This is a genomic window from Rhodocyclus gracilis (assembly GCF_009617575.1).
In the GTDB taxonomy this organism is placed as follows: domain Bacteria; phylum Pseudomonadota; class Gammaproteobacteria; order Burkholderiales; family Rhodocyclaceae; genus Rhodocyclus; species Rhodocyclus gracilis.
This window is the reverse complement of record NZ_WIXJ01000002.1, coordinates 564,444-589,024: the sequence shown is the minus strand read 5'-3', so window position 1 is coordinate 589,024 and position 24,581 is coordinate 564,444. Positions and strand designations below refer to the sequence as shown.

The 24,581-nt window shown below is 63.2% G+C and carries 28 protein-coding genes and 1 tRNA gene; 21 read left to right on the top strand and 8 right to left on the bottom strand.

Going from position 1 to position 24,581, the window contains the following annotated elements; translation table 11 throughout:
- Window positions 1-153, bottom strand: a 153-nt coding sequence (locus GHK24_RS05780) for a transposase (RefSeq protein WP_153468888.1), incomplete at its 3' end; no start/stop codon positions are given.
- A gap of 40 nt (window positions 154-193) precedes the next feature.
- On the opposite strand from GHK24_RS05780, the gene GHK24_RS05775 reads away from it, so the two are divergent.
- From GHK24_RS05775 to GHK24_RS05740, 8 genes are all read left to right on the top strand, one after another.
- Entirely contained in the window at window positions 194-520 is a 327-nt protein-coding gene (locus GHK24_RS05775) for a KilA-N domain-containing protein (RefSeq protein ID WP_153470283.1), read from the top strand.
- Between the two features lie 126 nt (window positions 521-646).
- Window positions 647-865 carry a hypothetical protein gene (locus tag GHK24_RS05770; RefSeq protein ID WP_153470282.1) on the top strand — a complete coding sequence of 73 codons (219 nt, stop codon included), beginning with the start codon at window positions 647-649 and terminating at the stop codon, window positions 863-865.
- Window positions 866-986: 121 nt separating this feature from the next.
- Complete coding sequence (locus GHK24_RS05765) at window positions 987-1,544, top strand: hypothetical protein (RefSeq protein WP_153470281.1); 558 nt, start codon at window positions 987-989, stop codon at window positions 1,542-1,544.
- A gap of 97 nt (window positions 1,545-1,641) precedes the next feature.
- Complete coding sequence (locus GHK24_RS05760) at window positions 1,642-1,839, top strand: helix-turn-helix transcriptional regulator (RefSeq protein ID WP_153470280.1); 198 nt, start codon at window positions 1,642-1,644, stop codon at window positions 1,837-1,839.
- Window positions 1,839-2,375 (top strand): BRO-N domain-containing protein, encoded by a 537-nt coding sequence (locus GHK24_RS05755; protein ID WP_153470277.1) that lies wholly within the window; start codon window positions 1,839-1,841, stop codon window positions 2,373-2,375. Before GHK24_RS05760 ends, GHK24_RS05755 begins: the two co-directional genes overlap by 1 nt.
- A 42-nt stretch (window positions 2,376-2,417) precedes the next feature.
- Window positions 2,418-2,825 carry a hypothetical protein gene (locus GHK24_RS05750; protein WP_153470274.1) on the top strand — a complete coding sequence of 136 codons (408 nt, stop codon included), beginning with the start codon at window positions 2,418-2,420 and terminating at the stop codon, window positions 2,823-2,825.
- Window positions 2,825-3,343 (top strand): virion core protein, T7 gp14 family, encoded by a 519-nt coding sequence (locus GHK24_RS05745; protein WP_153470271.1) that lies wholly within the window; start codon window positions 2,825-2,827, stop codon window positions 3,341-3,343. Before GHK24_RS05750 ends, GHK24_RS05745 begins: the two co-directional genes overlap by 1 nt.
- Window positions 3,344-3,850: 507 nt before the next feature.
- On the top strand, window positions 3,851-4,123 hold the full coding sequence (locus GHK24_RS05740) for a hypothetical protein (RefSeq protein WP_153470268.1): 273 nt from the start codon (window positions 3,851-3,853) through the stop codon (window positions 4,121-4,123).
- Window positions 4,124-4,252: 129 nt separating this feature from the next.
- On the opposite strand, the gene GHK24_RS05735 is transcribed toward GHK24_RS05740, so the two are convergent.
- Window positions 4,253-4,343 (bottom strand) — tRNA-Ser (locus GHK24_RS05735).
- Window positions 4,344-4,583: 240 nt separating this feature from the next.
- Here GHK24_RS05735 and GHK24_RS05730 point away from each other — a divergent pair.
- The 4 genes from GHK24_RS05730 (at window position 4,584) to ubiG (ending at window position 8,155) form a co-directional block, all read left to right on the top strand.
- Complete coding sequence (locus GHK24_RS05730) at window positions 4,584-5,252, top strand: OmpA family protein (protein ID WP_153470450.1); 669 nt, start codon at window positions 4,584-4,586, stop codon at window positions 5,250-5,252.
- Window positions 5,253-5,308: 56 nt separating this feature from the next.
- Complete coding sequence (locus tag GHK24_RS05725; RefSeq protein ID WP_153470448.1) at window positions 5,309-6,634, top strand: TRZ/ATZ family hydrolase; 1,326 nt, start codon at window positions 5,309-5,311, stop codon at window positions 6,632-6,634.
- 76 nt (window positions 6,635-6,710) lie between these two features.
- Complete coding sequence (gene ompA, locus GHK24_RS05720; RefSeq protein WP_153470265.1) at window positions 6,711-7,376, top strand: outer membrane protein OmpA; 666 nt, start codon at window positions 6,711-6,713, stop codon at window positions 7,374-7,376.
- Between the two features lie 80 nt (window positions 7,377-7,456).
- Window positions 7,457-8,155, top strand: a complete 699-nt coding sequence (gene ubiG / locus GHK24_RS05715) for a bifunctional 2-polyprenyl-6-hydroxyphenol methylase/3-demethylubiquinol 3-O-methyltransferase UbiG (protein WP_153470445.1) — start codon at window positions 7,457-7,459, stop codon at window positions 8,153-8,155.
- Between the two features lie 12 nt (window positions 8,156-8,167).
- Here the strand turns inward: ubiG and GHK24_RS05710 are convergent, their stop codons facing one another.
- Window positions 8,168-8,938 carry a helix-turn-helix domain-containing protein gene (locus GHK24_RS05710; RefSeq protein ID WP_153470262.1) on the bottom strand — a complete coding sequence of 257 codons (771 nt, stop codon included), beginning with the start codon at window positions 8,936-8,938 and terminating at the stop codon, window positions 8,168-8,170.
- Window positions 8,939-9,136: 198 nt separating this feature from the next.
- Here GHK24_RS05710 and GHK24_RS05705 point away from each other — a divergent pair, with 198 nt between their 5' ends.
- The 3 genes from GHK24_RS05705 to GHK24_RS05695 all read left to right on the top strand — a co-directional run bounded on the left by GHK24_RS05705 (window position 9,137) and on the right by GHK24_RS05695 (window position 11,424).
- Window positions 9,137-10,315, top strand: a complete 1,179-nt coding sequence (locus GHK24_RS05705) for a benzoate/H(+) symporter BenE family transporter (RefSeq protein ID WP_340666109.1) — start codon at window positions 9,137-9,139, stop codon at window positions 10,313-10,315.
- 81 nt (window positions 10,316-10,396) lie between these two features.
- A complete protein-coding gene (locus GHK24_RS05700) occupies window positions 10,397-11,029 on the top strand; it encodes an MBL fold metallo-hydrolase (RefSeq protein ID WP_153470442.1) in 633 nt (210 codons plus the stop codon).
- A gap of 17 nt (window positions 11,030-11,046) precedes the next feature.
- A complete protein-coding gene (locus GHK24_RS05695; protein WP_153470254.1) occupies window positions 11,047-11,424 on the top strand; it encodes a GIY-YIG nuclease family protein in 378 nt (125 codons plus the stop codon).
- Here GHK24_RS05695 and GHK24_RS05690 read toward each other — a convergent pair.
- Both GHK24_RS05690 and GHK24_RS05685 read right to left on the bottom strand, forming a co-directional pair.
- Entirely contained in the window at window positions 11,387-13,903 is a 2,517-nt protein-coding gene (locus tag GHK24_RS05690) for a putative bifunctional diguanylate cyclase/phosphodiesterase (protein ID WP_153470251.1), read from the bottom strand. The genes GHK24_RS05695 and GHK24_RS05690 overlap by 38 nt on opposite strands.
- Before the next feature lie 5 nt (window positions 13,904-13,908).
- Entirely contained in the window at window positions 13,909-15,123 is a 1,215-nt protein-coding gene (locus GHK24_RS05685; protein WP_194286383.1) for an EAL and HDOD domain-containing protein, read from the bottom strand.
- Window positions 15,124-15,496: 373 nt separating this feature from the next.
- Here GHK24_RS05685 and GHK24_RS05680 point away from each other — a divergent pair, with 373 nt between their 5' ends.
- A complete protein-coding gene (locus tag GHK24_RS05680; protein WP_153470245.1) occupies window positions 15,497-16,114 on the top strand; it encodes a DNA-3-methyladenine glycosylase family protein in 618 nt (205 codons plus the stop codon).
- Between the two features lie 90 nt (window positions 16,115-16,204).
- On the top strand, window positions 16,205-17,173 hold the full coding sequence (locus GHK24_RS05675) for an acetyl-CoA carboxylase carboxyltransferase subunit alpha (protein WP_153470242.1): 969 nt from the start codon (window positions 16,205-16,207) through the stop codon (window positions 17,171-17,173).
- Here the strand turns inward: GHK24_RS05675 and GHK24_RS13885 are convergent.
- Window positions 17,166-17,381, bottom strand: coding sequence for a hypothetical protein (locus tag GHK24_RS13885; protein ID WP_340666113.1), 216 nt, complete (start codon window positions 17,379-17,381; stop codon window positions 17,166-17,168). The two genes, GHK24_RS05675 and GHK24_RS13885, sit on opposite strands and share 8 nt — an antisense overlap.
- Between GHK24_RS13885 and tilS the strand changes: the two genes are divergently transcribed.
- Window positions 17,286-18,593, top strand: coding sequence for a tRNA lysidine(34) synthetase TilS (tilS, locus tag GHK24_RS05670; protein ID WP_340666112.1), 1,308 nt, complete (start codon window positions 17,286-17,288; stop codon window positions 18,591-18,593). The genes GHK24_RS13885 and tilS overlap by 96 nt on opposite strands.
- Window positions 18,594-18,605: 12 nt before the next feature.
- Here tilS and GHK24_RS05665 read toward each other — a convergent pair whose 3' ends face one another.
- Together GHK24_RS05665 and GHK24_RS05660 are read right to left on the bottom strand one after the other, a co-directional pair.
- Complete coding sequence (locus tag GHK24_RS05665; protein WP_153470236.1) at window positions 18,606-19,223, bottom strand: response regulator transcription factor; 618 nt, start codon at window positions 19,221-19,223, stop codon at window positions 18,606-18,608.
- The gene (locus GHK24_RS05660) at window positions 19,220-21,220 is read right to left on the bottom strand and encodes a sensor histidine kinase (RefSeq protein ID WP_153470233.1); all 2,001 of its coding nucleotides are present in this window, start codon (window positions 21,218-21,220) and stop codon (window positions 19,220-19,222) included. Before GHK24_RS05660 ends, GHK24_RS05665 begins: the two co-directional genes overlap by 4 nt.
- A 216-nt stretch (window positions 21,221-21,436) precedes the next feature.
- Between GHK24_RS05660 and GHK24_RS05655 the strand changes: the two genes are divergently transcribed.
- The 3 genes from GHK24_RS05655 to GHK24_RS05645 all read left to right on the top strand — a co-directional run bounded on the left by GHK24_RS05655 (window position 21,437) and on the right by GHK24_RS05645 (window position 24,483).
- Window positions 21,437-22,441: a TRAP transporter substrate-binding protein gene (locus GHK24_RS05655; protein ID WP_153470230.1), complete on the top strand. Its 1,005-nt coding sequence runs from the start codon at window positions 21,437-21,439 to the stop codon at window positions 22,439-22,441.
- Window positions 22,442-22,510: 69 nt separating this feature from the next.
- Window positions 22,511-23,203, top strand: coding sequence for a TRAP transporter small permease (locus GHK24_RS05650; RefSeq protein WP_153470227.1), 693 nt, complete (start codon window positions 22,511-22,513; stop codon window positions 23,201-23,203).
- The gene (locus tag GHK24_RS05645; protein ID WP_153470224.1) at window positions 23,200-24,483 is read left to right on the top strand and encodes a TRAP transporter large permease; all 1,284 of its coding nucleotides are present in this window, start codon (window positions 23,200-23,202) and stop codon (window positions 24,481-24,483) included. The genes GHK24_RS05650 and GHK24_RS05645 overlap by 4 nt, the downstream gene beginning before the upstream one ends.
- The last annotated feature ends 98 nt before the right edge of the window (window positions 24,484-24,581 follow it).

Genomic DNA, 24,581 nt, shown 5'->3' with positions numbered 1-24,581 from the left:
CTCGTCGGCATCCAGGACGCCGTACTGCTTGCGCCAGCTGTAGATCGTCTGCTCGCTGATGCCGTGCTTCTTCGCAATCTCCGCGACCGGCGCCTTGTCCGCTTCGCGCAGGATCGTCACCATTTGGGCTTCGCTGAATCGACTCTTCCTCATGACTTCCTCTCTTCAAGGAAGCCATCCTCTCAAGTTTTAGATGGTCCGAAAATCTCCGGGCAGGTCAGCCGCCCTCCTCAGCCACACCTTCGAGGGCCATACGTTCCTCTTCCGGGAGGACGGCTATATCAACATGACGAAGGCCGCTAAGGCTTTCGGGAAGAAGCTCTCCCACTTTTGGGCCAGCCACCAGACCAAGGAATACATGGAGGCCCTTTCCCAAATGCCCGGATTCCGGGGAATTAAACTTGTCATCTCTTCGCGGGGGCGCTACGGGGAAACTTGGGTGCATCCCAAGCTGACCGTCTTCACCGCCCGCTGGCTTGACGTTCGGTTCGCCGTCTGGTGCGACCTGGTGATCGAGTAAGTCACAAGTCACTTCTGCACACTAAGTGCTTGTTTGTTTTACAGTATGTCGTCACTAGGGGGCTTGCGCAAGAGGGCGGGGCGTGGGCCACTATTCGGGCTCCTTCAACGTCTCAGGAGTCCCAGAATGGCCCTCTCGCTCACCATCGGCCCGCGCTTCGCCCAGCAAGCCTTTGAATTCACCGTCACCCGCTCGTCTCTCTTCCTCGAAGTCGGGCGCTTCTCCTTCTTCGCTGACATCTTCGGAGCCCCCGACGGGGCGCCCCGCTGGGATGTCTCGCGCCATGAAGACGGCAGCGGCTGGAGCCTGATTATCGGGCGCGGTGAAGTGGTCTTCGGGCGCTGATGGCGCGGCCTGATTTGAACAGGGGCTACACCCATGATTCCACGGGGAAACGGTAGCAATTGCCCTGTAAAACCCACCTATCGCAATACTCAATCCCTTCTCACCACATAAGGAGTCACACATGAACGCCGCACACGAGGCAGCACTCATCGCCGCAGCCCAAAAACTCGCCCGCGCCCGCTACACGGTCGAAGAAAACCCCCTTACCGACGAACTGAGGGCCGAAGCCTCGAAGGTCTTGGCCCGTTTTGTGACTGCTCGGTTGTTAGAGGCTGGCGCTGCCCTCAAGGGGGTGGCGGAAGATGTTGCGAAGCCGGGGATGTACCGCGACGACGCTACGCGCTGGGCGCTCGATGCGCTCTATGACGCAACGATGCCGGACGGCTCGCGCTGCCAGCCCTGCCTTGTGTCGCACATGATTAATCGTGTGTTCAGCGTCGTGGCACATAGCGAGCCCTCCGAGGGCTTCGGCGCATCGGTCGCGCTTCGTCGGGCGATGGTCGCGCATGCTCTGGTTGCGCCCTACGCGCTTCCCTTCGGAGAGGGCGACGAAACAGGGGAAGAAGACTTGGCGGCACTCGGCGCAGCTACAGGCTATGGCCTCGCAAAGGCAGCCGGAATTGACCTCTATTCCTTCGTCTCTGACTGCTACGCAAAGACCGTTACGACCAGAGAATAACCAGCGGCGCGCCTCTGCGAAGAGGCCATGACCACACCCAGCAAGGGCCCCGAAAGGGGCTCTTTTCATTTGTACCGACTGACAAGGAAGCACTCCCATGAGCAACCATGAATTCCTCACCCCTGAAGAGACCGCCGCACTGGTGAAGGTCTCCCCCGACACCCTGCGAGTATGGCGAAAGGAGGGGAAAGGCCCTCAGTTTCACCGCTTGGGGCATCGAACGGTGCGCTACTCCCGCCCCCAGCTTGAGGCGTGGATGGCCGGCAGCACGACGACCAAGGAGGGCGCCCTGTGATGACCACAGTACCGAGTCAGCCCTTAGTCATTGACGCCCCTACCCAGCAATTTCAGTTCAACAACGTAGCGACCGGCGAAACCTTCTCAGTCTCTGCGCTGGAGAAAGACGGTCAGGCGTGGTTCATCGCAAGCGAAGTCTGCCGGGCCTTGGACCTCGACCCTACCGCTGTGCGCCGGCTTGATGACGACGAGCGGAATACCCTGCGCATTACGCAGCCAATTCGCCGAGGGAATCCCCTTGTGTCCGTTATCAACGAGTCCGGGCTCTACTCGCTGATCTTCGCCAGCCGCAAGGAGCAGGCGCGAGTCTTCAAGAAGTGGATCACCGGCACCGTTCTACCCGCCATCCGCCAGCACGGGGGCTACATCAACGGGATGGAAGCCCTAGCACCCGAGCGCCAGCAAGAAACCCTTGCCATCGTCCATGAAGAGGCCCTGCGCGTGGGCTTGGACGCTGCCGAGGAGAGGGAAGCCCGCTCTGACGCCTTCAAGCTGCTGAATCGTGGCCGAGTTCGCAAGAAAGCGCGCCGCTGAGCCGTCCTCCCCCTCTATCCCCATTCAATGAAAGACCAGAACATGAACACACCGCAGCAACTCACCCCCGCAGCAGCCCTTCAGGCCCTCGATAGCATCCGCGACAAGGCAGCAAGCCGCATCGCCGCCGAACTGGTAAGGTCAGCGCTCGCCCTCACAGGGGCCGAAGAGACCCCCGAAGAGACCCCCGAAGAGCTCATGAATCACCCGGCCATCCCGCATTGGGCAAAGCCCGTATTCCAAGAAGCATTCACCCCCGAGGGGGGAATCCTGTGGTCTAAAGCCCGGCAGGGGCTGTCTGCCTATTGCGCCCTGCTGATGGCCTCCGAAGAGACCCCCGAAGGCGTCACCGGCAAGGCCCTTGCGGAGCTTGCTGGCGTGGATCTGGTGGCGTTCGCTGCCGAAGTATGGGCGGGGATGACCGGCTCTGTAGAACAGGAGGGCTTCTAATGTGCGGATTAGCCGCTGCCGCTTGGGCGTCCCTCGCCGTCTCTGCACTCTCCACCGCGACCCAGTACCAGCAAGGCAAGCAATCCGCCGACGACCAAGAAGCCATGATTAAGGCTGGCGCGATCAAGGACAACGAGCAAATGCTCCGACAGTACGCAGACCAGCAAGCGGCCACCATGGAGGACACCAGCCAACTCCACCGTGAGGCCCTCATTGAGGAGGGCCGGCTGAAAGCCATCGGGGCTGAGAGTGGCCTCCAAGGGGTCTCTAACGACCGCATCATTGACGAGGCCCACAACCAGGCTGACCGGAACATCGCCACCCTGCAAGCCAACAACCTCCGGGCCAAGGAGCAGATTCACTCCGGGGGCGTAGCGAAGCAGAGCCAAGCGAGCGTCCAACTGGCGGGCATTCGTCGGCCGTCCTCTCTGGGGGCCGGTCTTCAGATTGCGGGGGCAGGGCTCGACGCCTACGCGAAGACACGCCCGCAAGAGACCCCTTCAAAGGACAAGCCCTAGCCCCTCAGGCACACAGGAAGGGCCCTAGAAGGCGCTATCTCGCTTCGACTTAGGCAACCCCACAGGCGCCAGCATAAGGCCGCTTGCGGGGCGCCTCCTGCGCGTTTTAAGAAACAAGCGGAGGATGGCGCTTATAGACACCCAGAAGAGGCCAGCGGCAGGACATAGACATACCCTGTACAGATACACCCTCAAACCCTTGCCTCTCTTGGGATTGAGCCCTTCCATACGGGGTAAAACCCGTCTATAGGATTCTCCTCTATAGGGGCCCCAAGTAAGAGACCTAGGTTAGAGCCTTAGTAAGGATGACAAGTACAGGAGGCAAAGGTTAGAGCCTCTATAGGTGCCCCTACAGATAAACCCGAAGATTTATCTAAAGATGCCCTCAAGACACGCGCAAGGAAGACGGCGGAGTTCTTGGGAGGGAGTCTTTAGCCTGCCTTCGGTGGCGCTGTAGGGGCTCGGCCTCCCGCCCTGCCTGCTCATGGCAACTTGGAGAACCAGAACATGAAGAACCAGCAAGCCAGACTTCACCCGAGAGCGGCAGACCTTGGCCGTATCGTGGATAAGCTCAACGCTTGGGCGAAGGCCCCGGCAACTCCCGCCCATAGCACGGCCCTACGCCTCGCCCTGCGTCAGTATCAGCAAGCGGCCAAGGCGGGGCGTTATGAGCCCATTGACCGTAGCTGCTGCATGAAGACACCCGCCAGCAAGGAAGCCCCGCCAGTGGTGCCCGGCAGCTTCGAGTCTTTCGGCTTTGTCCCCGAGGAGGGCGCCTGAGAGGGGAAACCCTAGCCCCGAAAGTCGGCCCCTGTAGGGTTAGCTTTAGGGTTAATCGTAGGGTTAATTGAAAAACCCCGAAGTTCGCAAGCTATTGATTAGCAGGGAAAATCGGGGTTCAAAATTCACTGGCGGAGAGGGCGGGATTCGAACCCGCGTTAGGGTATTACCCTAAACACGCTTTCCAGGCGTGCGACTTAAACCGCTCATCCACCTCTCCGAAAGAGGCCGGATTCTAGCAGAAGGAGTGGGGCGGCGGAAGGGCGGCGCGCGCGTCGCTGCAGAAAAATTGCGAGGCGCCGTGCGGTGTTCGTACAACCAGCCGAATGCGTTGATCTGGTTGAGTTTATTTATACGCTTGTGTTTAAATCTTCCGGCGATTGGCGCGGATTCAGCGGCCGTTGCGCAATAAGACACATAACAGTCGGACACAACCCATAGGAGGAGCATCTTGGACAGGATGAAGAGGACACTCGGCACAGCGGTGCTTGTTGCCCTTGGCGCAGGCGTTACCGGCGAGGCGCTTGCTGATAGCGTGGCGGATCGGCCGTACGTGAGCGATGCGCGCAATGACGTGGCGCGTAGCGGTTTTGGCTTGTGCTGGCATACCGGTTACTGGACGCCGGCTGCAGCTGCGGCAGACGCGGCGGGCTGTGCGTGCGACCGCGATCTGTTGTCAAAGGAGACGTGTGAGGCGCCGGCCGCCAAGCCCGCCCCGCTTCCTGCGGCGGTGCGCAATTGTGATTTCACGGTGAGTCTGCGGGCCGACCAGGTGTTCGAGTTCAACACCTCGGCGCTGCGGTCAACTGCAGCGGCGGCGCTTGATCGCGACGTGGTGAGCCGGCTGGCAACGTGCGCTGAAGTCAAATTCGTCGGTGTCACCGGGCATTCCGACCGCCTGGGCGATCCCTCCTATAATCAGAAGCTCTCCGAACGGCGCGCCGACGTGGTCAAGGCGTATCTGGTGAGGAAGGGCGTGCGGGAAGATGTCATCGATACGATGGGGGCGGGCAAAACGCAGCCGGTGCCCGGCGTCTCTTGCCCGGACGGCCTCTCCCGGCAGAAGATGATCGCCTGTCTGGCGCCGAACCGGCGAGCCGTTATTGAAGTTCGAGGTCCGGCGAAGTAGGCCGGAGTGTGCCAAAGCCCCGCTGCGGCGGGGCTTTCAACTTTTATAGTGTGTACATGAAGACGATTGATCTGCTTATAGAAGCGCGCTGGATCGTGCCGGTAGAGCCGGCCGGGGTGGTGCTGGACAATCACGCCGTGGCCGTTGATCGCGGACGCATCGTCGCGCTGTTGCCCCAGTCGGAGGCGCTGGCGACATTTGCGCCGCGCGAACGGCGTCGTCTGGATCGGCATGTGCTCATTCCTGGTCTGGTGAACGCACACACCCATGCGGCGATGAGCCTGCTCCGTGGTCTGGCTGACGATCTGCCGCTACGCGAATGGCTGGAAAACCACATCTGGCCGGCGGAGGGCAAGCATGTTTCGGCGCAGTTCGTGCACGACGGCACGCGTCTGGCGGCCGCCGAGATGTTGCGCGGCGGCGTCACCTGCTTTAACGATATGTACTATTTCCCGAAAGCGGCGGCGACGGCGGCGCTTGAGGCGGGTATCCGGGCCGCCATCGGTATCGTCGCCCTCGATTTTCCGACGCCCTACGCCGCCGATGCGGACGACTATCTCGACAAGGGGCTGGCGGTGCGCGACGCCATGCGCGACGAGTCGCTGCTGTCTTTCTGCCTGGCACCACACGCGCCCTATACCGTCAGCGATCGCAGTTTTGCCAGTGTGCTGACGCTCGCCGAGCAGATCGATGCGCCGATTCACGTTCACATCCACGAGACTCGGCACGAAACCGAGGAAAGCCTCCGGGTCCATGGCGTGCGGCCCTTGGCTCGGCTGCATCGCTTGGGTCTCTTGAGCCCCGGCCTGATCGCCGTACATGCGGTGCACCTGACGTCGGAAGAGATTGCCCTGTTAGCCGCGCACGGCTGTTCGGTGGCGCATTGCCCGACATCGAACCTGAAACTCGCGAGCGGCATTGCCCCGGTGACGGAGATGCTGGCGGCCGGCGTCAACGTGGCTCTCGGCACGGATGGCGCGGCCAGCAACAATCGTCTGGATATGTTCCAGGAAATGCGGCTTGCCGCCTTGCTGGCAAAAGGCATCAGCGGTATCGCAGAAGCCTTGCCGGCGCATCAGGCGTTGCGCATGGCGACACTCAATGGCGCCAAGGCGCTCGGACTGGATGCGAATACCGGTTCATTAGTGCCGGGAAAGGCCGCAGATATATGTGCGCTTGAATTTGACAGTTTTTCCCTCGCCCCATGTTTTGACCCCGTATCCCATCTGGTTTATGTTGCGGGGCGCGAGCATGTTTCCGATGTTTGGGTGGATGGTCGCACACGTGTCGAGAGCCGGCGGTTGCTGGATGTTGACGAATCTGAATTGATCAAGCTCGCCGCTTTGTGGCAGAATAAAATTTGTCCGCGCGATGTAATGTGAAGATGCAACACAAAAAACGAAGCGCAATGGTTTGCGCGGGTCGCTTCCGCTGACTTCTAACAACGAGGATTCTCCAATGAACACAATTGCCAAACACACTCTGGTTGCTGCGCTCGCCGCAGCGATCGGTCTGGGCGCCACCGTGGCCCAGGCTCAAACCGCTACCGACCGCGTCTATGTCACTGATTCGCGTAACGAAGTTGCCAAGAGCGGCTTTGGCCTCTGCTGGCGCACCGGTTACTGGACGCCGGCAGCTGCCGCGACCGATCCGGCGGGTTGCGCTTGTGACAAGGATCTGCTCCCGGCTGACAAGTGCGCGCCGAAGGCTGCTGCCAGCGCCGCTGCAACCGGTGTGAAGCCCGCTGGTGAGAAGATCACCCTGTCGGCTGACGCGCTGTTCGACTTCGACAAGGCCGTTCTGCGTCCCGAAGGCAAGAAGAAGCTCGACGAACTCGCTGCTAAAGTCGCCGACATCAAGCTGGAAGTGATCATCGCTGTCGGCCACGCTGACCGCTTCGGTACCGACGCTTACAACCAGAAGCTTTCCGAAAAGCGCGCTGCCGCTGTCAAGGAATACCTGGTGAGCAAGGGTCTGGAAGCCAACCGCGTTTACACCGAAGGCAAGGGCAAGAAGCAGCCCGTGACGAAGGCTAACGAGTGCAAGGGCGGCAAGAGCAAGAAGGTTCTCGAGTGCCTGCAACCCGATCGCCGCGTTGAAATCGAGGTTATCGGAACCAAGTAATACCGAGGCCATCGAACGAAGAAGCCCTGCCTCGGCAGGGCTTTTTTGTTACCTAACTGATTCACTATATGACGCCAACGATGATCAACGCCGACCCGAGCGAACTCGATAAATTCAGCCAGCTAGCGCATCGCTGGTGGGACCCGACCAGCGAATTCAAACCGCTGCATGAAATCAATCCCTTGCGCCTGGAATGGATCGACCGGCTGGCCGCGCTCCCCGGCAAAAAGGTGCTGGATATTGGCTGCGGTGGCGGGATTCTGGCTGAAGCCATGGCCGGCAAGGGCGCCGACGTGACGGGGATCGATCTCTCCGACAAGGCCTTGGGCGTGGCGCGCCTGCATCTGCTCGAGAGCGGTTGCAAGGTCGATTACCGCAAGACCTCGGCGGAAGAACTGGCCGACGCCGAAGCGGGCACTTTCGATGTCGTGACCTGCATGGAAATGCTCGAGCATGTGCCGGACCCCAGCAGCGTCGTGGCGGCGTGCGCGGCGCTGGTGAAGCCGGGCGGGCATGTGTTCTTTTCGACGATCAATCGCAATCCGAAGGCGTATCTGTTTGCGGTCATCGGCGCGGAATACGTGCTGAAGATGCTGCCCAAGGGCACGCACGAGTACGCCAAATTCATCAAGCCGTCGGATCTTTCGCGTTGGGCCGTTAGTGTCGGTCTGCCGCCCGACGAGTTGATCGGCATGAGCTACAACCCGCTGACGCAGCGCTATTCACTGGGCGCTGATACCAGCGTCAACTACCTGATGCACACGGTGCGCGTCGCCTGAGTCCGGCATTGCCTACGCCGCCGCGGCTTCGCCGGCGGCGTAGTGGATGAGGTTGTGGCAGACCGCCGGCGTGTTGCCGAGATTGCGGTAGCCGTGCGGCCGGTCGCCGCGAAAGCGCACGGCATCGCCTTCCGCGAGCGCTTGCCAGACCTCGTCGACGAGGACTTCCATGCTCCCCTTGAGCACGATGACGTGTTCCGTGACGCCGGGCGCGTGCGCCTCGGAATGGCGCACGTAGCCCGCCAGTAGCGTCAATTCCAGCCATTCGAATCCCATCTCCGGCGTGAAAGGAAAGAGCGCCGCGACCAGCATGTCGTCGCTGGCGGGCTTGCTGCGCAAGGCATCGACGTTTCGATAGAGTGTCTGACCCCTCGCGGCTTCGTCGTTGCCGCCGCGCCTTGCGCTGTCGTGCGCATCACTGCCTGCGCTTGCCACTGCCGGGGGTTCGAGAAAGGCGGACAGTGAGCAGCGGAAGCCAGCGGCGATTTTCCAGAGCGTCGCGACCGTCGGGCTCGATTCGCCGCGTTCGATCTGTCCGAGCATGGCCTTGCTGACACCGGTTTCGAGCGCCGTGCGGTCGAGGCTCCAGCCGCGCTCAAGGCGCCCCTGCCGGAGTTGTCCCGCCAGAAATCGATTGATGGCTGGCGCCGCATCCGCTCGGCCCTTGCTCCCCGCGGCGACCGGCACCGCTGGCGTTGCCGCCGTCGACAGACCCTCCGCTGCTTGGGTGATCGTGGAGCTGGACAGGGCGTGCGACGAGGGCGGGGTGGGGCGGGCGGACATGGCGGCGGTTCCGGTGATAATTTGTGCGTTATGGCGCACGTCTGCTACTCTCGGTGTGTGCGTGATGACGCACGGGGCGGCGAAGTCCGTGCTGCGTCGGCCGTCGAGTGGGCTTGGCAACGATTGGCGAACGGGGTCGGCGGTAAGCCGGCGCGCGCAGCCCGGGCGTTGGGGCGATTACAGCAGGTGGAGGTGGCGGTGGGCAAGTCATTGCTGCAACGGGGCTGTCGCTGGTGTGCGTTTTCGCATGTGTCGGCGGGGTTTGTCGCGGTGCTCGTCGGTTATACGAGCTCGGCGGCCATCGTTTTTCAGGCGGCTTCTGCGGCGGGGGCGTCGCCGGCCGAGATGGCGTCGTGGTTGTGGGCGCTGGGTGTCGGCATGGGGGCGACGTGCATCGGCTTGTCGCTGGCCTATCGGACGCCCGTGTTGACGGCGTGGTCGACGCCGGGGGCGGCGTTGCTGGCGACCGGGCTGGTCGGCGTGTCGATGAGTGAAGCGATTGGCGTCTTTCTGTTCGCCTCGGCCCTGCTGACACTCGCCGGGGCGACCGGTGCCTTTGGCCGGATCATGCGCTACATCCCGCAATCGCTGGCAGCAGCGATGCTGGCGGGGGTGCTGTTGCGCTTCGGTCTCGATCTCTTCGTTGTCCTGCCGACGCAGACGCTGCTGGTCGGCGTGATGTTCGTCACGTTTTTGCTCTGCCGCCGCTTTCTGCCGCGTTACGCGGTGCCGACGACGCTTGCGCTTGGCTTGCTGACGGCAGCAGCGCAGGGCGGGATTCACCTTGAGGGTGTAAGCATCGTGCTCGCCGCGCCCGTCTTTACGGCGCCGACTTTTTCGTGGGTGACGCTGATTGGCGTTGGTGTACCGCTTTTCGTCGTGACCATGGCCTCGCAGAACGTGCCGGGGCTGGCGGTGTTGCGAGCCAACGGTTACCAGACGCCGGCGTCACCGCTGGTGGCGTGGACAGGCGCGACCGGCTTGCTGCTGGCGCCCTTTGGTGGCTACTCGTTCAACCTTGCCGCCATTACCGCTGCCATTTGCATGACCCCCGAGGCCGATCCCGATCCGGCGCAGCGGTATCGGGCGGCGGTCTGGGCGGGGATTTTCTATCTGATCACCGGCATTCTGGGCGCGACGGTGGCCAGTCTGTTTGCGGCCATTCCACACGCCCTGGTCCTTGCCATCGCAGGGTTGGCCTTGCTCGGCACCATCGGTAACAGTCTGGCGGCGGCGCTTGCCGGCGAAGGCGAGCGCGAGGCGGCGCTCATTACCTTTCTGGTCACGGCGTCCGGCGTATCCTTGTTCGGCATCGGCAGCGCGTTCTGGGGCTTGCTGCTCGGGCTGGGCGCCTTCGCGATTCGCCGGCGCCCCTGACGACTACGCGGCCAGAGGCCGGCGCGTCGCTTAGAATCTTGCCGGCACGATCACAGTCAAGACAGGAGAAATAGCGTGGCGATGTACTATCGGATCATTCCCGTTACCGCATTTGAGCAAAACTGCACCTTGCTCGTCTGCGAAGACACGCAGCGCGCGGCGATCGTAGATCCAGGAGGCGACTGCGAGCGGATTCTGGCTGTCGTCGCCGAATGCGGAGTGACGCCAGAGAAAATACTCGTCACCCACGGCCATATCGATCATGCCGGCGGTGTTGCCGAGTTGGCCGAGCGGCTGTCGCTGCCTGTTGAGGGGCCGCAGCGCGACGATCAGTTCTGGCTCGATGGCATGCCGCAGCAGGCGGAGCGCTTTGGCTTTCCCGGTGTGCGTTCGTTCGTGCCCGACCGCTGGCTGGCGCAGGGCGATGTCGTGACGGTGGGCGCGCAGGTGCTGGAGGTGTTGCATTGTCCGGGGCATACGCCCGGGCATGTCGTTTATTTCCATCGCCCGTCGCGTCTGGCGCTGGTCGGCGATGTGCTCTTCAAAGGCTCGATCGGCCGTACCGATTTTCCGCGCGGCGACTTCGATACGCTCATTCACTCGATTCGCAGCCGCCTGTGGCCGCTCGGCGACGACGTTTCCTTCATTCCCGGTCACGGGCCGATGTCCACCTTCGGCGAAGAGCGGCGCACGAATCCGTTTTGCGCTGACTGACGCGCCGCGCGCACGCGATGAGTTCCGGGGCGTTTTGCACCTACCAGTTGTTGATCGAGGTCGCCGCGCCGGTCACGGTGAGCGTTGGGCGCTTCGGTTGCTTCGAGTTTCCGGCCGGGCGGTATTGCTACACCGGCAGCGCGCGGCGGGCGTTCGAGGCACGTATTCGTCGCCATCTCGCGGCTGAGAAGCGCCTGCGCTGGCACATCGACTACCTGCTGGCGGCACCCGGCGTGCGTATTGTCGAGGTGCGTCGATTGACGACGCCGGAATGCGAGGTCAATCGGCAGACGCCGGGCGACTGCCCCGTTCCCGGTTTTGGTGCGAGCGATTGCCGCGCCGACTGCGGCAGTCACCTCAAGCGCTTGCCGGTGGCTGCCCGGTGCGCAGGATGAGCGTGAAGGCAGCGGCCGGCAGCGGCCGGCTGAAGTAGTAACCCTGCATGTCGTCGCAGCCGGCATCGCGGAGGAAGGCCGCTTGCTCAGCCGTTTCGACGCCTTCGGCGATCACCGACAGACGCAGATTTTTCGCCAGTCCGACGATGGCGCGGGCAAGGGCGGAGTCGTCGTGGTCATCGGGGATGCCGCGCACGAAGGAGCGGTCGATCTTCAGCGTATCGATGGGCAGGCGTTTCAGATACGAGAGGCTCGAATAGCCTGTGCCGAAGTCGTCGAGGGCGAGTCGCAGTCCGGCGTCACGGAGTGCCTGCATGATCGACACCGTCCGCTCGCTGTTGCTCATCAGTACGCTTTCGGTGATTTCCAGCTCCAGCGCCGACGGGGGCAGGGCGTAACGGGCCAGGGCATCGAGAATCTTCGCCGGCAACTCCGGGACGAATTCGCGAGCCGACAGGTTCACCGCGACCCGGACGACGGGCAGCGACGCGTCGCGCCAGGCGGCGATCTGCCGGCAGACGGCGTCGATCATCCATTCGCCCATGCGTACGATGAGCCCGGTTTCCTCGGCGATGGGGATGAACTGCGCCGGCGAGACCATGCCGATGCCCGGACGCTGCCAGCGCAACAGCGCTTCGGCGGCGGTAACTCGACCGTTGGTGAGCGAGATCTGTGGCTGGAAATGCAGGCTCAGCTCGTCGCGTTCGAGCGCGCGGCGCAGGTCGCTTTCGAGCCGCAGTTGCGCGAAGGCGTCGTCTTCCATGTCGTGTGTGTAGAAGACGCAGCTGCCGCTGCGCGCGCGCTTGGCGCGGTACATCGCCGTATCGGCTTTTTTCAGCAGGCTCTCGCCATCGGTGCCGTCGTCGGGAAAGACGCTGATGCCGATGCTGGCCGAGAGCATGACCTCGTGCGCGCCGACCGACGCTGGTACGGCGATGCTGGCGAGCAGGCGATGCGCGGTATCGCGGACCTGTTCGCGGTGGTCCGGCCCGGCAAGACGCGGCAGGACGACGACGAATTCGTCGCTGCCCAGACGGGCGACGATGTCCTGCGGCGCCAGTGTCGCCGAGATGCGGCAGCCAATCTCGCGCAGCAAGGCGTCGGCCGCACGGTGGCCGAAGGAGTCGTTGATGTTCTTGAAGCGGTCGAGATCGACAAAGAGCAGGGCGCTGCGCTGGCCGCTACGCGTTGCCCCGGCGAGCGCCTGGCGCAGCAGCGACGGCAGCTGCGAGCGGTTTGGCAGGCCGGTAACAGCATCGCAGAATGCCAGCCGCTCGATTTCGCGCGCCGCTTTTTGCCGTTCGCTGTCGTCGGAAAAAACGATGCAGCCATGTCGGGTGCCGGTGGCCGGCTGCGCGTCGACCAGACTGATGGAGGCGCGCGCCGGAAACGCTGCGCCCGTCTTGCGCCGCACCGGCAGACTGCCGCGCCAGACTTCGCCGTTTTGCAGCGGATGCGCAATGCCGTGTCGCTGACGCGCGCCGCTGCGCTCGACAAGACGCAGCGCGTGCCGACCGCTGATTTCATCAGCGCTCCAGCCGGTCAGGCGCGTGAAGGCGCGATTGACCGAAACGATACGCCAATGGGCGTCGGTGACGACAATGGCGTCGTTGTTCTGCTCGAAAATGCGTGCGTGCAAATGCAGGGTTTCACTCGCCGCGAGTTGCGCCGAGATATCGACGATGTAGCCAATCAGGCCGACCGGCTTTCCCTGTTCGTCGCGTGCCAGCGACCAAGAGACGGAAGCCCAGAAAAGTTCGCCGGATTTCTTGCGCCGGCGCACCGTCATGCTGTGGCTGCCGTGCTCGAAACAGTGGTTGAAGGCGTCGTCATCGTCCTCGGCATAGAGCACGAGGATGTGCTGGCCGACGATCTCCTCGGCGGTGTAACCGAACAAACTCTCGGCACCCCGATTCCAGCTGGTGATGAAGCCTTCGCGGTCGAGGGTGATCAGCGAGTCGCGAATCTGCGCCAGCATCTGCGTCTGTTGGCGCACCGAGGCTTCGCTGCGTGTCAGTGCGACCAGGCGCCGCTCTTCGCTCCGGCGCGATTTCAGCAGACCGGCCAACAACGAAGCGAAATTGGCGAAGCGGCGCAGCGCCTCGGTGTCGTAGGCGGCGGTGCGTCCGCCTACGCCGATGAAGCCGAGCGCCTCTTCGCCGAAGACCAGCGGCATCGCCAGCCAATGGCGGCCGTCGCTGGTATCGCTTTTCGGCAGCACGCTGCCGCGGCGACGGGCGTCAGCGAACAGCGAAGCCCACGGAGTTTCTGCGGTGTCGGCGAGCGTCGCGCACTCGGTATCGGCGCAGAAACAGGCGTGCGGGCTGGCGAGCGCGCAGCGGAACAGCGCTGCAACGGAGGCGGCGCAGACGCCGTCCTCGCGTTGCAGAACGGCGGCGTAGAGTTGGCCGGACAGTTCGAAGTCGCTGGGGCCGGCGTGAATGCCCGGAATGAAGGCGATGCCGTGTTCCGGGGCCATGGTCGCTAGAGTGGTTGCGTGTGGCCGATGCCGGACGCCCAGCGCAGGGCGGCGGCCTGCGCGTCGAGGTGGACGCCTGGCGCGACGCCCAGGGCGTCGAGCTTGTCGCTGGCGCAGCCAAGATCGTTGGCATCGCTGGCGCGCACCGCATGCAGCAGCGTGCCCAGCACGCCTTCATGTGCATCAAGCGCGCCTTCGATGGCGGAATGCAGCGGCAGCGTACTGACGATTTCCGCCATCGGCTGCTTGAGCAGTACGTCGAGCAGCGAAAAGATGCCGACGGTGAACGCGGCGTCGATGAAATCATCAAGGTCGGCGGGCGCGGACAGGTGTTCGCAGATGGCTTCCATCATCCGGCCGCGGTAGGCCGCCAGCGTCAGCAGCGGATTCGGCTCGTTCGCGCGCGATTCGGCGTTGGCGTAGATGAGCAGTTGCAGCCAGCGCTTGAGTTGTCGACGGCCAAGCACATCGATGGCGTGGCGAAAGCTGACGATGCGCACGCGTGCGCCAACGGCAACGGAGTTGACGAGGCGCAGCAGGCCATACGAGAGGCGTGCGTCTTCGCGAAAGATTTCCTCGATTTCGCGCGTGTCGGCGTCTTCGATGACGAGGCTGAGCAGTCGCACGAGCTTGAGCCTGGCGGTGTCGGGCGTCTGTTGCCGGCGGTCCGGCTGGCCGATGAAGCGCGCGTCGAGCAGCGCAAAGTGCCGGCTGACGAGCCAGTCGAATTGCTGGGGCGTCGTGACCTGACTGGCCATCAGGTTGAAGCCGGCTTCGTGCGCACGCACCAGTTCGAGTAGCGGCAGTTCGTTCCGCGCGGTCGCGGCATCGATCTGTAGCCAGTTGAATGCCGTGTCCGGGGTGGCGCCGATCTGCCCGGCCTGGGCGATGTCGCGCGCGCATTGATAACCGCGCTGGCGCAGGGCGGAGCAGGCGGCGATGGTTTCCGCCGTCAGCTCAGTCGCGGCGGGCAAGGCAAAAATCGGTGTGTTCGTCGGCAGCGAGCGGGCGAGGTCACGGACGCCAAGATCATCGGTGCTGACCGGCAAGACCATGGGTAGCTTTTTGGCGAGCGCGGCGATGCCTGCCGAGTCAGCCAGGCGGACCAGTGGCGATCCGCCGACATGCAGGTGAGTTGCCTTGCTCTCGCTGACGGCCGGTGGCTGAGCCGGCCAGTAGGTGCAACTGACGCCCGCCCATGACTGATCTGGTGCGAGCAATGGACGCAAAAAATGGCGTTGCGTCGATAAGCACTTGTTTATGGGCATGGTTTGCTTGAAAGGGCGATGCGGTTGGCGCGGCGTCTGCGCCAATGATTCGCTGATACTAACGCGATGGAACTTAAATTCAAGAGCGATGTCGCGTTCGGCGTTGCTCAGTATATGGCAAATAATACTTGGGTCGTGGTGCGCTGCTGCGCGGGGCGATGGTACGTGTGCGGAGTGCTTTGCCAGCGGCTTGTTGGCCTTCGTTCGTTGCTAGGCCGCACGGCGGCTGCGTGGGGGACCGAACGGTCGGGGCAGGTAGAATGCGCCGGGGTGGTGCCTGCCGTATCGCGCAGGTGATTTTTGAGATGTTTTTCAGGACGTGACGATGATTCCCGATTACTGGCACGAAGCGTCGCAGCGTCTGGCGGCGGACGATCCGGTCATGGCGGCGCTGGTCGAGGAGTACGCCGATGTGTCGCTTGCCTCGCGCGGCGATCCGTTTGCGACGCTGGCGCGCTCGATTGTTGGCCAGCAGATCTCGGTGCTGGCCGCCGACAGTGTCTGGGCGAGGCTGGTTGCCGCCTTGCCGGCCATCACGCCAGCGGCGGTGTTGTCGAGCGAGGCAACGGCCTTGCGCGCGTGTGGTTTGTCGGCGCGCAAGATCGAGTATCTCGGCGATCTGGCCGATCATTTTGCGCGCGGCGCTTTGGCGGTGGAGCATTGGCCGGCGATGAGCGATGCACAGGTGATCGCCGAACTGACGGCGGTTCGTGGCATCGGCGTCTGGACGGCGGAAATGTTCCTGATCTTCAATCTCTTGCGACCGGATGTCTTGCCGCTCGACGATATTGGCTTGCAGCGCGCGGTCGCGCGGCATTACACCGGCGGCGAGCGGCCGACGCGGCGCGCCTTGGCGGCACACGGCGAGCGCTGGCGTCCCTGGCGCTCGGTGGCGACCTGGTATCTGTGGCGCAGCCTCGATCCGACGCCAGTCGCGTACTGATTGGCGCGGCGGCTCGTCCGCGATGCTCGGGGCAGCGGCGGGGGGGCAATTTCGGATAGAATTGGCGCCCCGAACAGAGGGCCGATGCAGATGAAAAATACTTTTCTTGATTTCGAGCAGCCGATTGCCGAGCTGGAAGGCAAGATCGAAGAGTTGCGTTTTGTGCAGGACGACTCCGCCGTCGATATTTCCGAGGAGATCGCCCGTCTCGAAAAGAAGAGTCAGTCGCTGACCAAGGATATTTACGCCAAGCTCACGTCCTGGCAGATCTGCCAGGTAGCGCGGCACGCGCAGCGTCCTTATACGCTCGACTATCTCGGCCGTATTTTTACCGATTTCCACGAATTGCACGGTGATCGCAGCTTTGCCGACGACCGTGCCATCGTTGGCGGTCTGGCGCGCCTCAACGGTCAGACGGTGATGGTGATCGGCCACCAGAAGGGGCGCGACACCAAAGAAAAAATCCTGCGCAACTTCGGCATGCCGCGCCCGGAGGGCTACCGCAAGGCGCTGCGTCTGATGAAGCTCGCCGAGAAGTTCGAGATTCCGGTGTTCACCTTCGTCGACACGCCGGGCGCCTATCCGGGTATCGACGCCGAGGAGCGCGGCCAGTCCGAAGCCATCGGCCGCAACCTCTACGAACTTGCTGACCTGAAGACGCCAGTGATCGTCACCATCATCGGTGAAGGCGGCTCCGGCGGCGCGCTGGCGATTGCCGTCGGCGATGTCGTGCAGATGTTGCAGTACTCGACTTATTCGGTGATTTCGCCGGAAGGCTGCGCATCGATTCTCTGGAAGAGTGCCGCACGCGCGGCCGACGCCGCTGAGGCCATGGGCATCACGGCGGCGCGCCTGAAGTCGCTGGGCCTGATTGACCGCGTCGTTCCCGAACCGCTCGGCGGCGCGCACCGCGACCACGCCGCCATGGCGCAAAACCTGAAAAAAGCGCTGCAAGAGTCGCTGCGTCAGGTCTCCGCGCTGTCGACGCAGGAACTTCTCGACGCGCGCTTTCAGCGTCTGATGGCCTATGGCCGGACGAAAGAGCAGCCCGTCACCTGAGCCTCTCGGCGACGACGCGGCGTTTTTCGCTGCGCTCGTCGCTGTCCTCGAGCCCCGCCTCCGCGCCGGAGATCGTCTTTGCCTGGCGCTCTCCGGCGGGCTCGATTCGGTCGTGTTGCTCGATGCCTTGCATCGGCTGACGAGCGGTGAACTGGGCAGTGGCGGCCACTACGGCAGCGGCGGCGATGACGATGGTGGCGCTGGTCACGTTGGCTCCCGCTTCGCAGCCCTGAGTCTTTCAGCCATCCATGTGCAGCACGGTTTGAGCGAACACGCCGACGACTGGGCTCTCCACTGTGCCGCCCTGTGCCGTGAGCGCGGTATTCCTTTGCGTATCGTGCGGCTGCCGCCTTTCGACAGCAAAGGCGAAGGGCTGGAAGCGGCGGCGCGCCGTTTGCGTTACGCCGCCTTTGCCGAGTGCAACGCCGACTGGCTGGCGCTCGCCCATCACCGCGACGATCAGGCGGAAACCGTGCTGCTGCGCCTGTTGCGCGGTGCCGGCGTGGCCGGGGCGGCGGCGATGCCGGAAGAGCGTCGTCTGTACGGTGCGCTGCGCCTGATCCGGCCGCTCTTGACTCAGTCGCGTGCCGCACTCGCCGCCTACGCGACCCGGCGCGGCCTTTCGTGGGTGGAAGACGACAGCAACACGGACCTTCAGCTGCGCCGCAATTTCCTGCGCCACAAAATCCTGCCGGAGATTGAACCGCTGTTTCCCGGCGCCCGCGCTGCGCTTGCCCGCGCGGCAGAGCACTTCGCCGAGTCGGCGCAGTTGCTGGACGATTTGGCGCAGGCGGATCGTTCGCACTTGGCGCCGACGGGCGGGCCGCTACCGGTTGCCGGCTTGCAGACGCTGTCGCCCGCGCGCGCGCGCAATCTGTTGCGCCATGAAATGCGCATGGCCGGCCTGCGCGCAGCCGATGCACGCTGGCTCGACGAGGCGCTCCGACAGTTGGCGACCTCGACTCCGACGCTCTGCTTGAGCACGGCGGACGGCGATCTGCGCGTCTTTCGTGGCGAGTTGTTTGTCTGCCCGCGTCAGCCGCCACTGCCGGCTCGGCTCGACTGGTCGCTCGATGCCGGGGCGGCGCTCCCGTGGGGCGGCGCGCCCATCTCGATGGGCGCGGCTTTCGGCGAGGGGATCAGCCGGGCGCGTCTGGCGGGACGCGAACTGTATTTCGCGCCCCGCGCAGGCGGCGAGCGGTTGCGCCCCGATGCCAAGCGACCCCGGCGCAGCGTCAAGAAGCTGCTGCATGAACACGCGCTGCCGCCCTGGCAGCGTGAGCGTTTGCCTTTCTTGTGGTGTGGCGACGATCTCGTGTGGGTGGCGGGGCTTGGCGTCGACGCGGCCTACGCCTGCGCGCCCGGCGAACCGGGGCTCGTCCTGCGCTGGCAGGAATGGCGGGAATCGGGCGGCGTCTGAATCTGGCGTTGCCTAATCCTTGCCGGGCGAGGCGAGTCGCTGCGCGAGTTCGACGGCGGTTTTGACGCCCATCTTCTCAAACAGGTTGGCACGGTGAACTTCTACCGTGCGCATGCTGATGTTGAGCTCGTCGGCGATGACCTTGTTGAATTTGCCGGCGAGGATCAGCTCCATGACCTGCCGTTCGCGTGCCGTCAGGCGCGCCAGTTGTGCCTGACGCGAGCCGGCGGAATGCGTGGCCTGGCGTTGCCGGGCGTCGGCGGCGAGGGCGTCGACGACGCGATTGACGAGTTCGTTGTCATTGAAGGGCTTTTCGACAAAATCGAAGGCGCCTTTCTTGATGGCAGCGACGGCCATCGGCACGTCGCCGTGGCCGGTGAGGAAAATTACTGGCGTCAGGCTGCCGCGTTCGCGCAGCTGATCGAACATTTCCGGGCCACTCATGCCGCTCATGCGGATATCGAGGACGATGCAGCCGGCGCGCGCTGGTGTCCACGCCGCGAGAAACTCTTCCGCCGAGGCGTAGGGGCGGCAGATGAGTCCGCGCGATTCGAGGAGCCAGCCAAGGGAGTCGCGGATGGCTTCGTCGTCGTCGACGAGGTGAACGCGGGGAGGTGTCGGTTCGTTCATGGTGCCGGGGTGCTTGCGAGAATGGGCAGGTTGATGACGAAGACGCTGCCGCCAGCCGGGTTGGGTTCGAGCCAGAGCCGACCGTGGTGGAACTCGATGATCGAGCGGCAGATGTTGAGGCCCATCCCCATGCCTTCGGATTTGGTCGAGAACAGCGGGGTAAACAGGCGGGCCTGGACTTCCGGCGGGATGCCGGAGCCGCGGTCGATGACGCGAATCTGCATCTGGTTGTCGACTCGGCGCAGGGTAATCGTCAGCAGGCGTCGCTCCGGCGGCGCTTCGTCCATGGCTTCGATGCCGTTGCGCATCAGGTTGAGTAAGACCTGTTCAAGCATCACGCGGTCGGCCATGAGTTCCGGGCGCATGCCCTGGATTTCGCGGACGATCAGGACGTTGCGGTTTTTGGCGACGGCGTCGATGAAACCGATGCTGTCCTCGATGACTTCGGCCAGATCGCACGGCGCCAGCTTCGGTTCGCTCTTGCGCACGAAATCGTGCACGCGCCGGATGATATGGCCGGCGCGTTGCGCTTGCACCCCGAGTTTGCCGAGTGCTTCGCGCAGCTCGTCTTCGGTGTAGTCGCCCGATTCGAGTTTGTTCAGGCAGCCGGTGTTGTAGCTGGCGATGGCGGCGAGCGGTTGATTCAGTTCGTGCGCCAGCGTCGAGGCCATTTCGCCCATGGTCACCAGACGCGAGGTGAACTGGAGTTTTTCGTGTTGTTGGCGGGCGATTTCTTCGGCCTGGTTGCGCGCGGTGACGTCCAGAATCGAGGCCATCCAGCCCGTGTGTTCGCCGTCGGCGTCGATCAGGGGCGCTTCGTAGACTAGCGCGTCGAAGCGTTCGCCGTTCTTGCGCATGAAGCGTAGCTCGAAGCCTTCACCGGGGGCGCGGCCGGCCAGCACGGCGCGCAGCATGGCTTCGCTGCGCTCCATTTCTTCGGGCGCCCAGTAGGGCATCGGCGGCAGATGGTCGACGAGCTCTTCCTCGCTGAAGCCGACCATGTGGCAGAAGGCGGGGTTGGCGTAGGTGATGCGGCCTTCGAGATCGCGGGCGCGCATGCCGACCGTGAGCGAGTCTTCCATCGCCTTGCGGAAAGCGTGTTCTGAGCGCAGCGCCTGCTCGGCTTTCAGACGGCGCTGGATCAGGCCGCGTACGACCCACAAACTCAGCAGCACCGCCCCGGCGAGGATGAGGATCAGCGTCGCGATCAGGGCCTGAGCGACGCTGCCGGCGACCTTGTAGGCAGTGACGTGGAAGAGCAGGCCGTAGCCCGGTGGGTCGAAGGGCAGCTTGTAGCTGAGGAGGGGGTCGACGGGCGCGACACTCGATTTGCTGGCCAAGGCATTGCCGTTCTCGTCAAGCAGGCGGATCTGGTATTTCTCGGCTAGCCACCAGGGCGTCAGGTGCATGAGCAGCGAGTCGAGCGAGTACACGCCGACGATTTCGCCACGCAGGCGTCCGCCGCTGTTGACTGGAACGTGCAGGGTGAAAGAAGCGCCGCTGGCGCCCGTCTGCACATCCGAATAGACGGCGGTGCCGAGCTTTTTCGCCATTTCGCGGGTGCGCGCTTCGGTCGCCTCGTCGGCGCCGTGCTGGGCATGGTCCTTGGCGCCCGGCGCGGGCGCCGGTAGAGCGTCGAGAGCAGTGCCGCTGGTGTCTTCCCAGCGAATTTGCATCAGCTCCGGGCTGTTTCGCAGGATGTGGCGGGCGCGCGTGCGAAAGAGTTGCGTGTCGTCCGTGCTCAGGGCGAGGTCGATGGCCAGTTGCTGCAACTGTTCGGCGTTGCCGTCGAGGTGGAAGCGAACGTTCTGTTCAAACCAGAGTACGTCGGCGATCAGCGTCGCCCGTTGCTCCTCGGCCTCGTTTTGCCGCAGCAGCCACAGCAAGGCGACGAGCAGGCAGAGGAGCAGGGCGACGGCGACTTTGGGGACGGTGAGATACCAGCTCGGCCAGGCTTGTGTTTTTGCTTTGCTGCGAAAGGGAGGCGGGCTTTTCATGGCGGAAATGTTACCGAACTTTGCCCGCCGTCGCTGCTGCCGATGGCGCTGATTTGTCGGCGAATGAGCGCTTTATGCAAAAACGAATGAAACCCTGCGGATATCCACAATAGCCGCGCTGTCTCACATCGGTAACATCCCGCCGCACGCTTGGCTGGAGGGCTTTGCCGGGCGTCTGTTGCCAACGAGCTTTGCTACCAAGGATGAGGGGATAACATGAAAATTTCTGCACTGGTACTCGGTCTGGCGGCCTGTGCGCTGTCCGCGACCGCGTTCGCTGATTCGCCGATCGTCATCAAGTTCAGCCACGTCGTCGCCGTCGATACGCCGAAAGGCATGGCCGCCGAGTTCTTCAAGAAGCGCGCCGAAGAGCTGACCAAAGGCAAGGTCAAGGTTGAGGTGTACGCCAACTCGACCCTGTACAAGGACAAGGAAGAGATGGAAGCCCTGCAACTGGGCGCCGTGCAGATGCTGGCTCCGTCGCTGGCCAAGTTCGGCCCGCTGGGCGTCAAGGAGTTTGAAGTCTTCGACCTGCCGTACATCTTCGACAGCTACCCGGAACTGCACAAGGTCACGCAAGGCCCGATCGGTCAGAGCCTTCTGAAGAAGCTGGAGCCGAAGGGCATCCTCGGTCTCGCTTTCTGGGACAACGGTTTCAAGTCCTTCTCGGCGAACTCGCCGATCAGGACGCCGGCTGACCTGAAGGGTAAAAAGATGCGCATTCAGTCGTCGAAGGTGCTGGAAGAAGAAATGCGCACCATCGGTGCGCTGCCGCAGGTGATGGCCTTCTCCGAGGTGTATCAGGCGCTGCAGACCGGCGTTGTGGATGGTACGGAAAACCCGATCTCCAACCTTTACACGCAGAAGATGCACGAAGTGCAGAAGTATCTGACGCTCACCGACCACGGCTACCTCGGTTACGCCGTGATCGTAAACAAGAAGTTCTGGGACGGTCTGCCCGCCGACGTGCGCGCTCAGCTGGAAACGGCGATGAAGGAATCGACTGTCTACGCCAACAAGATCGCCAAGGATCAGAACGACAAGGATCTGGAGTCGGTAAAGAAGAGCGGCAAGACGCAGGTTTATGTGCCGACCAAGGAAGAGCGTCAGGCGTTCAAGAAGGCGCTGGTGCCGGTCTATCTGAAGATGGAGTCGCGCATTGGCAAGGATCTGATCGACTCGATCCACAAGGAAACGGGATTCGATCCCGCCAAGCTGTAAGGGCAATCGGCGCAATGAGGCCTGTCTGGACGACGTTCCGGGCAGGCTTCGCCGCATGAAAGGCTGGCAATGAAGTGGCTTGATCATCTCGAGGAATGGATCATTACCTTCCTCATGGGCGGGGCGACGACGATCATTTTCGTCGCCGTCGTGCATCGCTATCTGGCAGGGATGCCGATTCCCGGCGTCCAGGATTGGCTTCTGGGGTTCAATTTCAGCTGGGCACAGGAGCTCTGTATCATCATGTTCGTCTGGATGGCCAAGTTTGGCGCGGCGTATGGCGTGCGCACCGGCATCCACGTCGGGGTCGACGTCCTGATCAATCGTCTGGACGAAAAGACGCGCGGACGTTTCATTCTCTTCGGCTTGTGCGCAGGCGCCCTGTTTACGGGCACCGTGGCGGCTCTGGGGGCGAACTTCATCTGGGGTAACGGCGCGCACCATGCCTACCTCACCCTCATCGGCGCCGATGTGGGCGACGTGCCCGAGGGGCCGACGACGCCCGACCTCGAATGGCCGACCTGGATGGTCTATAGCGCCATCCCGCTGGGCTCATCCCTGATGTGCTTCCGCTTTCTCCAGGTGGCGGTGAACTTCCTGCGGACCGGCATGCTGCCGACGCACGATCACGGCCATGTCGAAGGGATCGAAGACGCGAAGCTGCCGCTCGATGCCGACGGCTTCAATCTCCCCGACAACCTGCACGCCCGCGATCTCGTTCGCGAATCGATTGGCGAGCCGCGCAAGGGAGAGCGTCAATGAGCGTCATCGTCATCTTCGGGCTGCTGACGGCCCTCATGCTGACGGGCATGCCGATCTCCATTTCGCTCGGCCTGACCGTTCTTACCTTCCTCTTCACGATGACGCAGGTGCCGCTGGAATCCGTGGCACTGAAGTTGTTCACCGGGATCGAGAAGTTCGAGATCATGGCGATCCCGTTCTTCATCCTCGCCGGCAACTTCCTCACGCACGGCGGCGTGGCGCGGCGCATGATCAACTTTGCTGTCTCGCTCGTCGGGCACTGGCACGGCGGTCTGGCGCTGGCGGGCGTTCTGGCGTGCGCGCTGTTCGCGGCGGTCTGTGGTTCGAGCGTGGCCACGGTGGTCGCCATCGGTTCGGTGATCCTGCCGGAAATGGTGCGTCAGGGCTTCCCGATGCGCTTTGGCGCCAGTGTGGTCGCGACTGCCGGTTCGCTCGGCATCCTCATGCTGCCGTCGGTCGTCAAGGTCGTCTATTCGGTGTCGACCAACACCTCGATCGGTGCGCTCTTCATCGCGGGCGTCATTCCGGGGCTGTTGCTCGCGCTGGTGCTCGGCACCGTGACCTGGTACCGGGCGAAGAAATTCAACTACCCGCGCCAGAAGAAGGCGACCTGGGCCGAGCGCTGGACGGCATTCCGCGAATCCGTCTGGGGACTGGTGCTGGTCGTCGTTGTGATGGGCGGCATCCTCTCCGGCATCTTCACGCCGACCGAAGCGGCGGCCATGAGCGCGGTCTATGCCTTCTTCGTTGCTGTCTTTGTGTACAAAGACATGACGATCAAAGACGTGCCGAAGGTACTGCTCAATTCGGCCAACATGTCGGCGATGCTGCTCTACATCATCACCAACGCCGTCCTCTTCTCGTTCATCATGACCAACGAGAACATCCCGCAAGCCCTCGCTGGCTGGATGCTCGACCACGGTCTGGGTGTGTTCACCTTCCTGCTGGGTGTGAACATCATCCTGCTGATCGCCGGCAACTTCATGGAGCCGTCGTCGATCATCCTGATCTTCGCGCCGATTCTCTTCCCGGTGGCGATGAAGCTGGGGATCGATCCGGTGCACTTCGGCATCCTGATGATCGTGAACATGGAAATCGGCATGTGCCACCCGCCAGTCGGCCTCAATCTCTACGTGACCTCCAGTATCACCAAGATGGGGATCACCGAGTTGACGGTCGCCATCTGGCCGTGGCTGCTGGCGATGCTCTGCTTCCTGATCCTGATCACCTACTGGCCGGCTGTTTCCATCTGGCTGCCGAAGACGCTCGGGTTAATGTAGCTGCTGGCGGCGCTGGCTCATGGCCTCGCGCCGCCTTCCACGGCAAGGGAGTGACGGAGTTATCCGTTGCTCCCTTGCGTCATTGTGTGCCGCGCAAA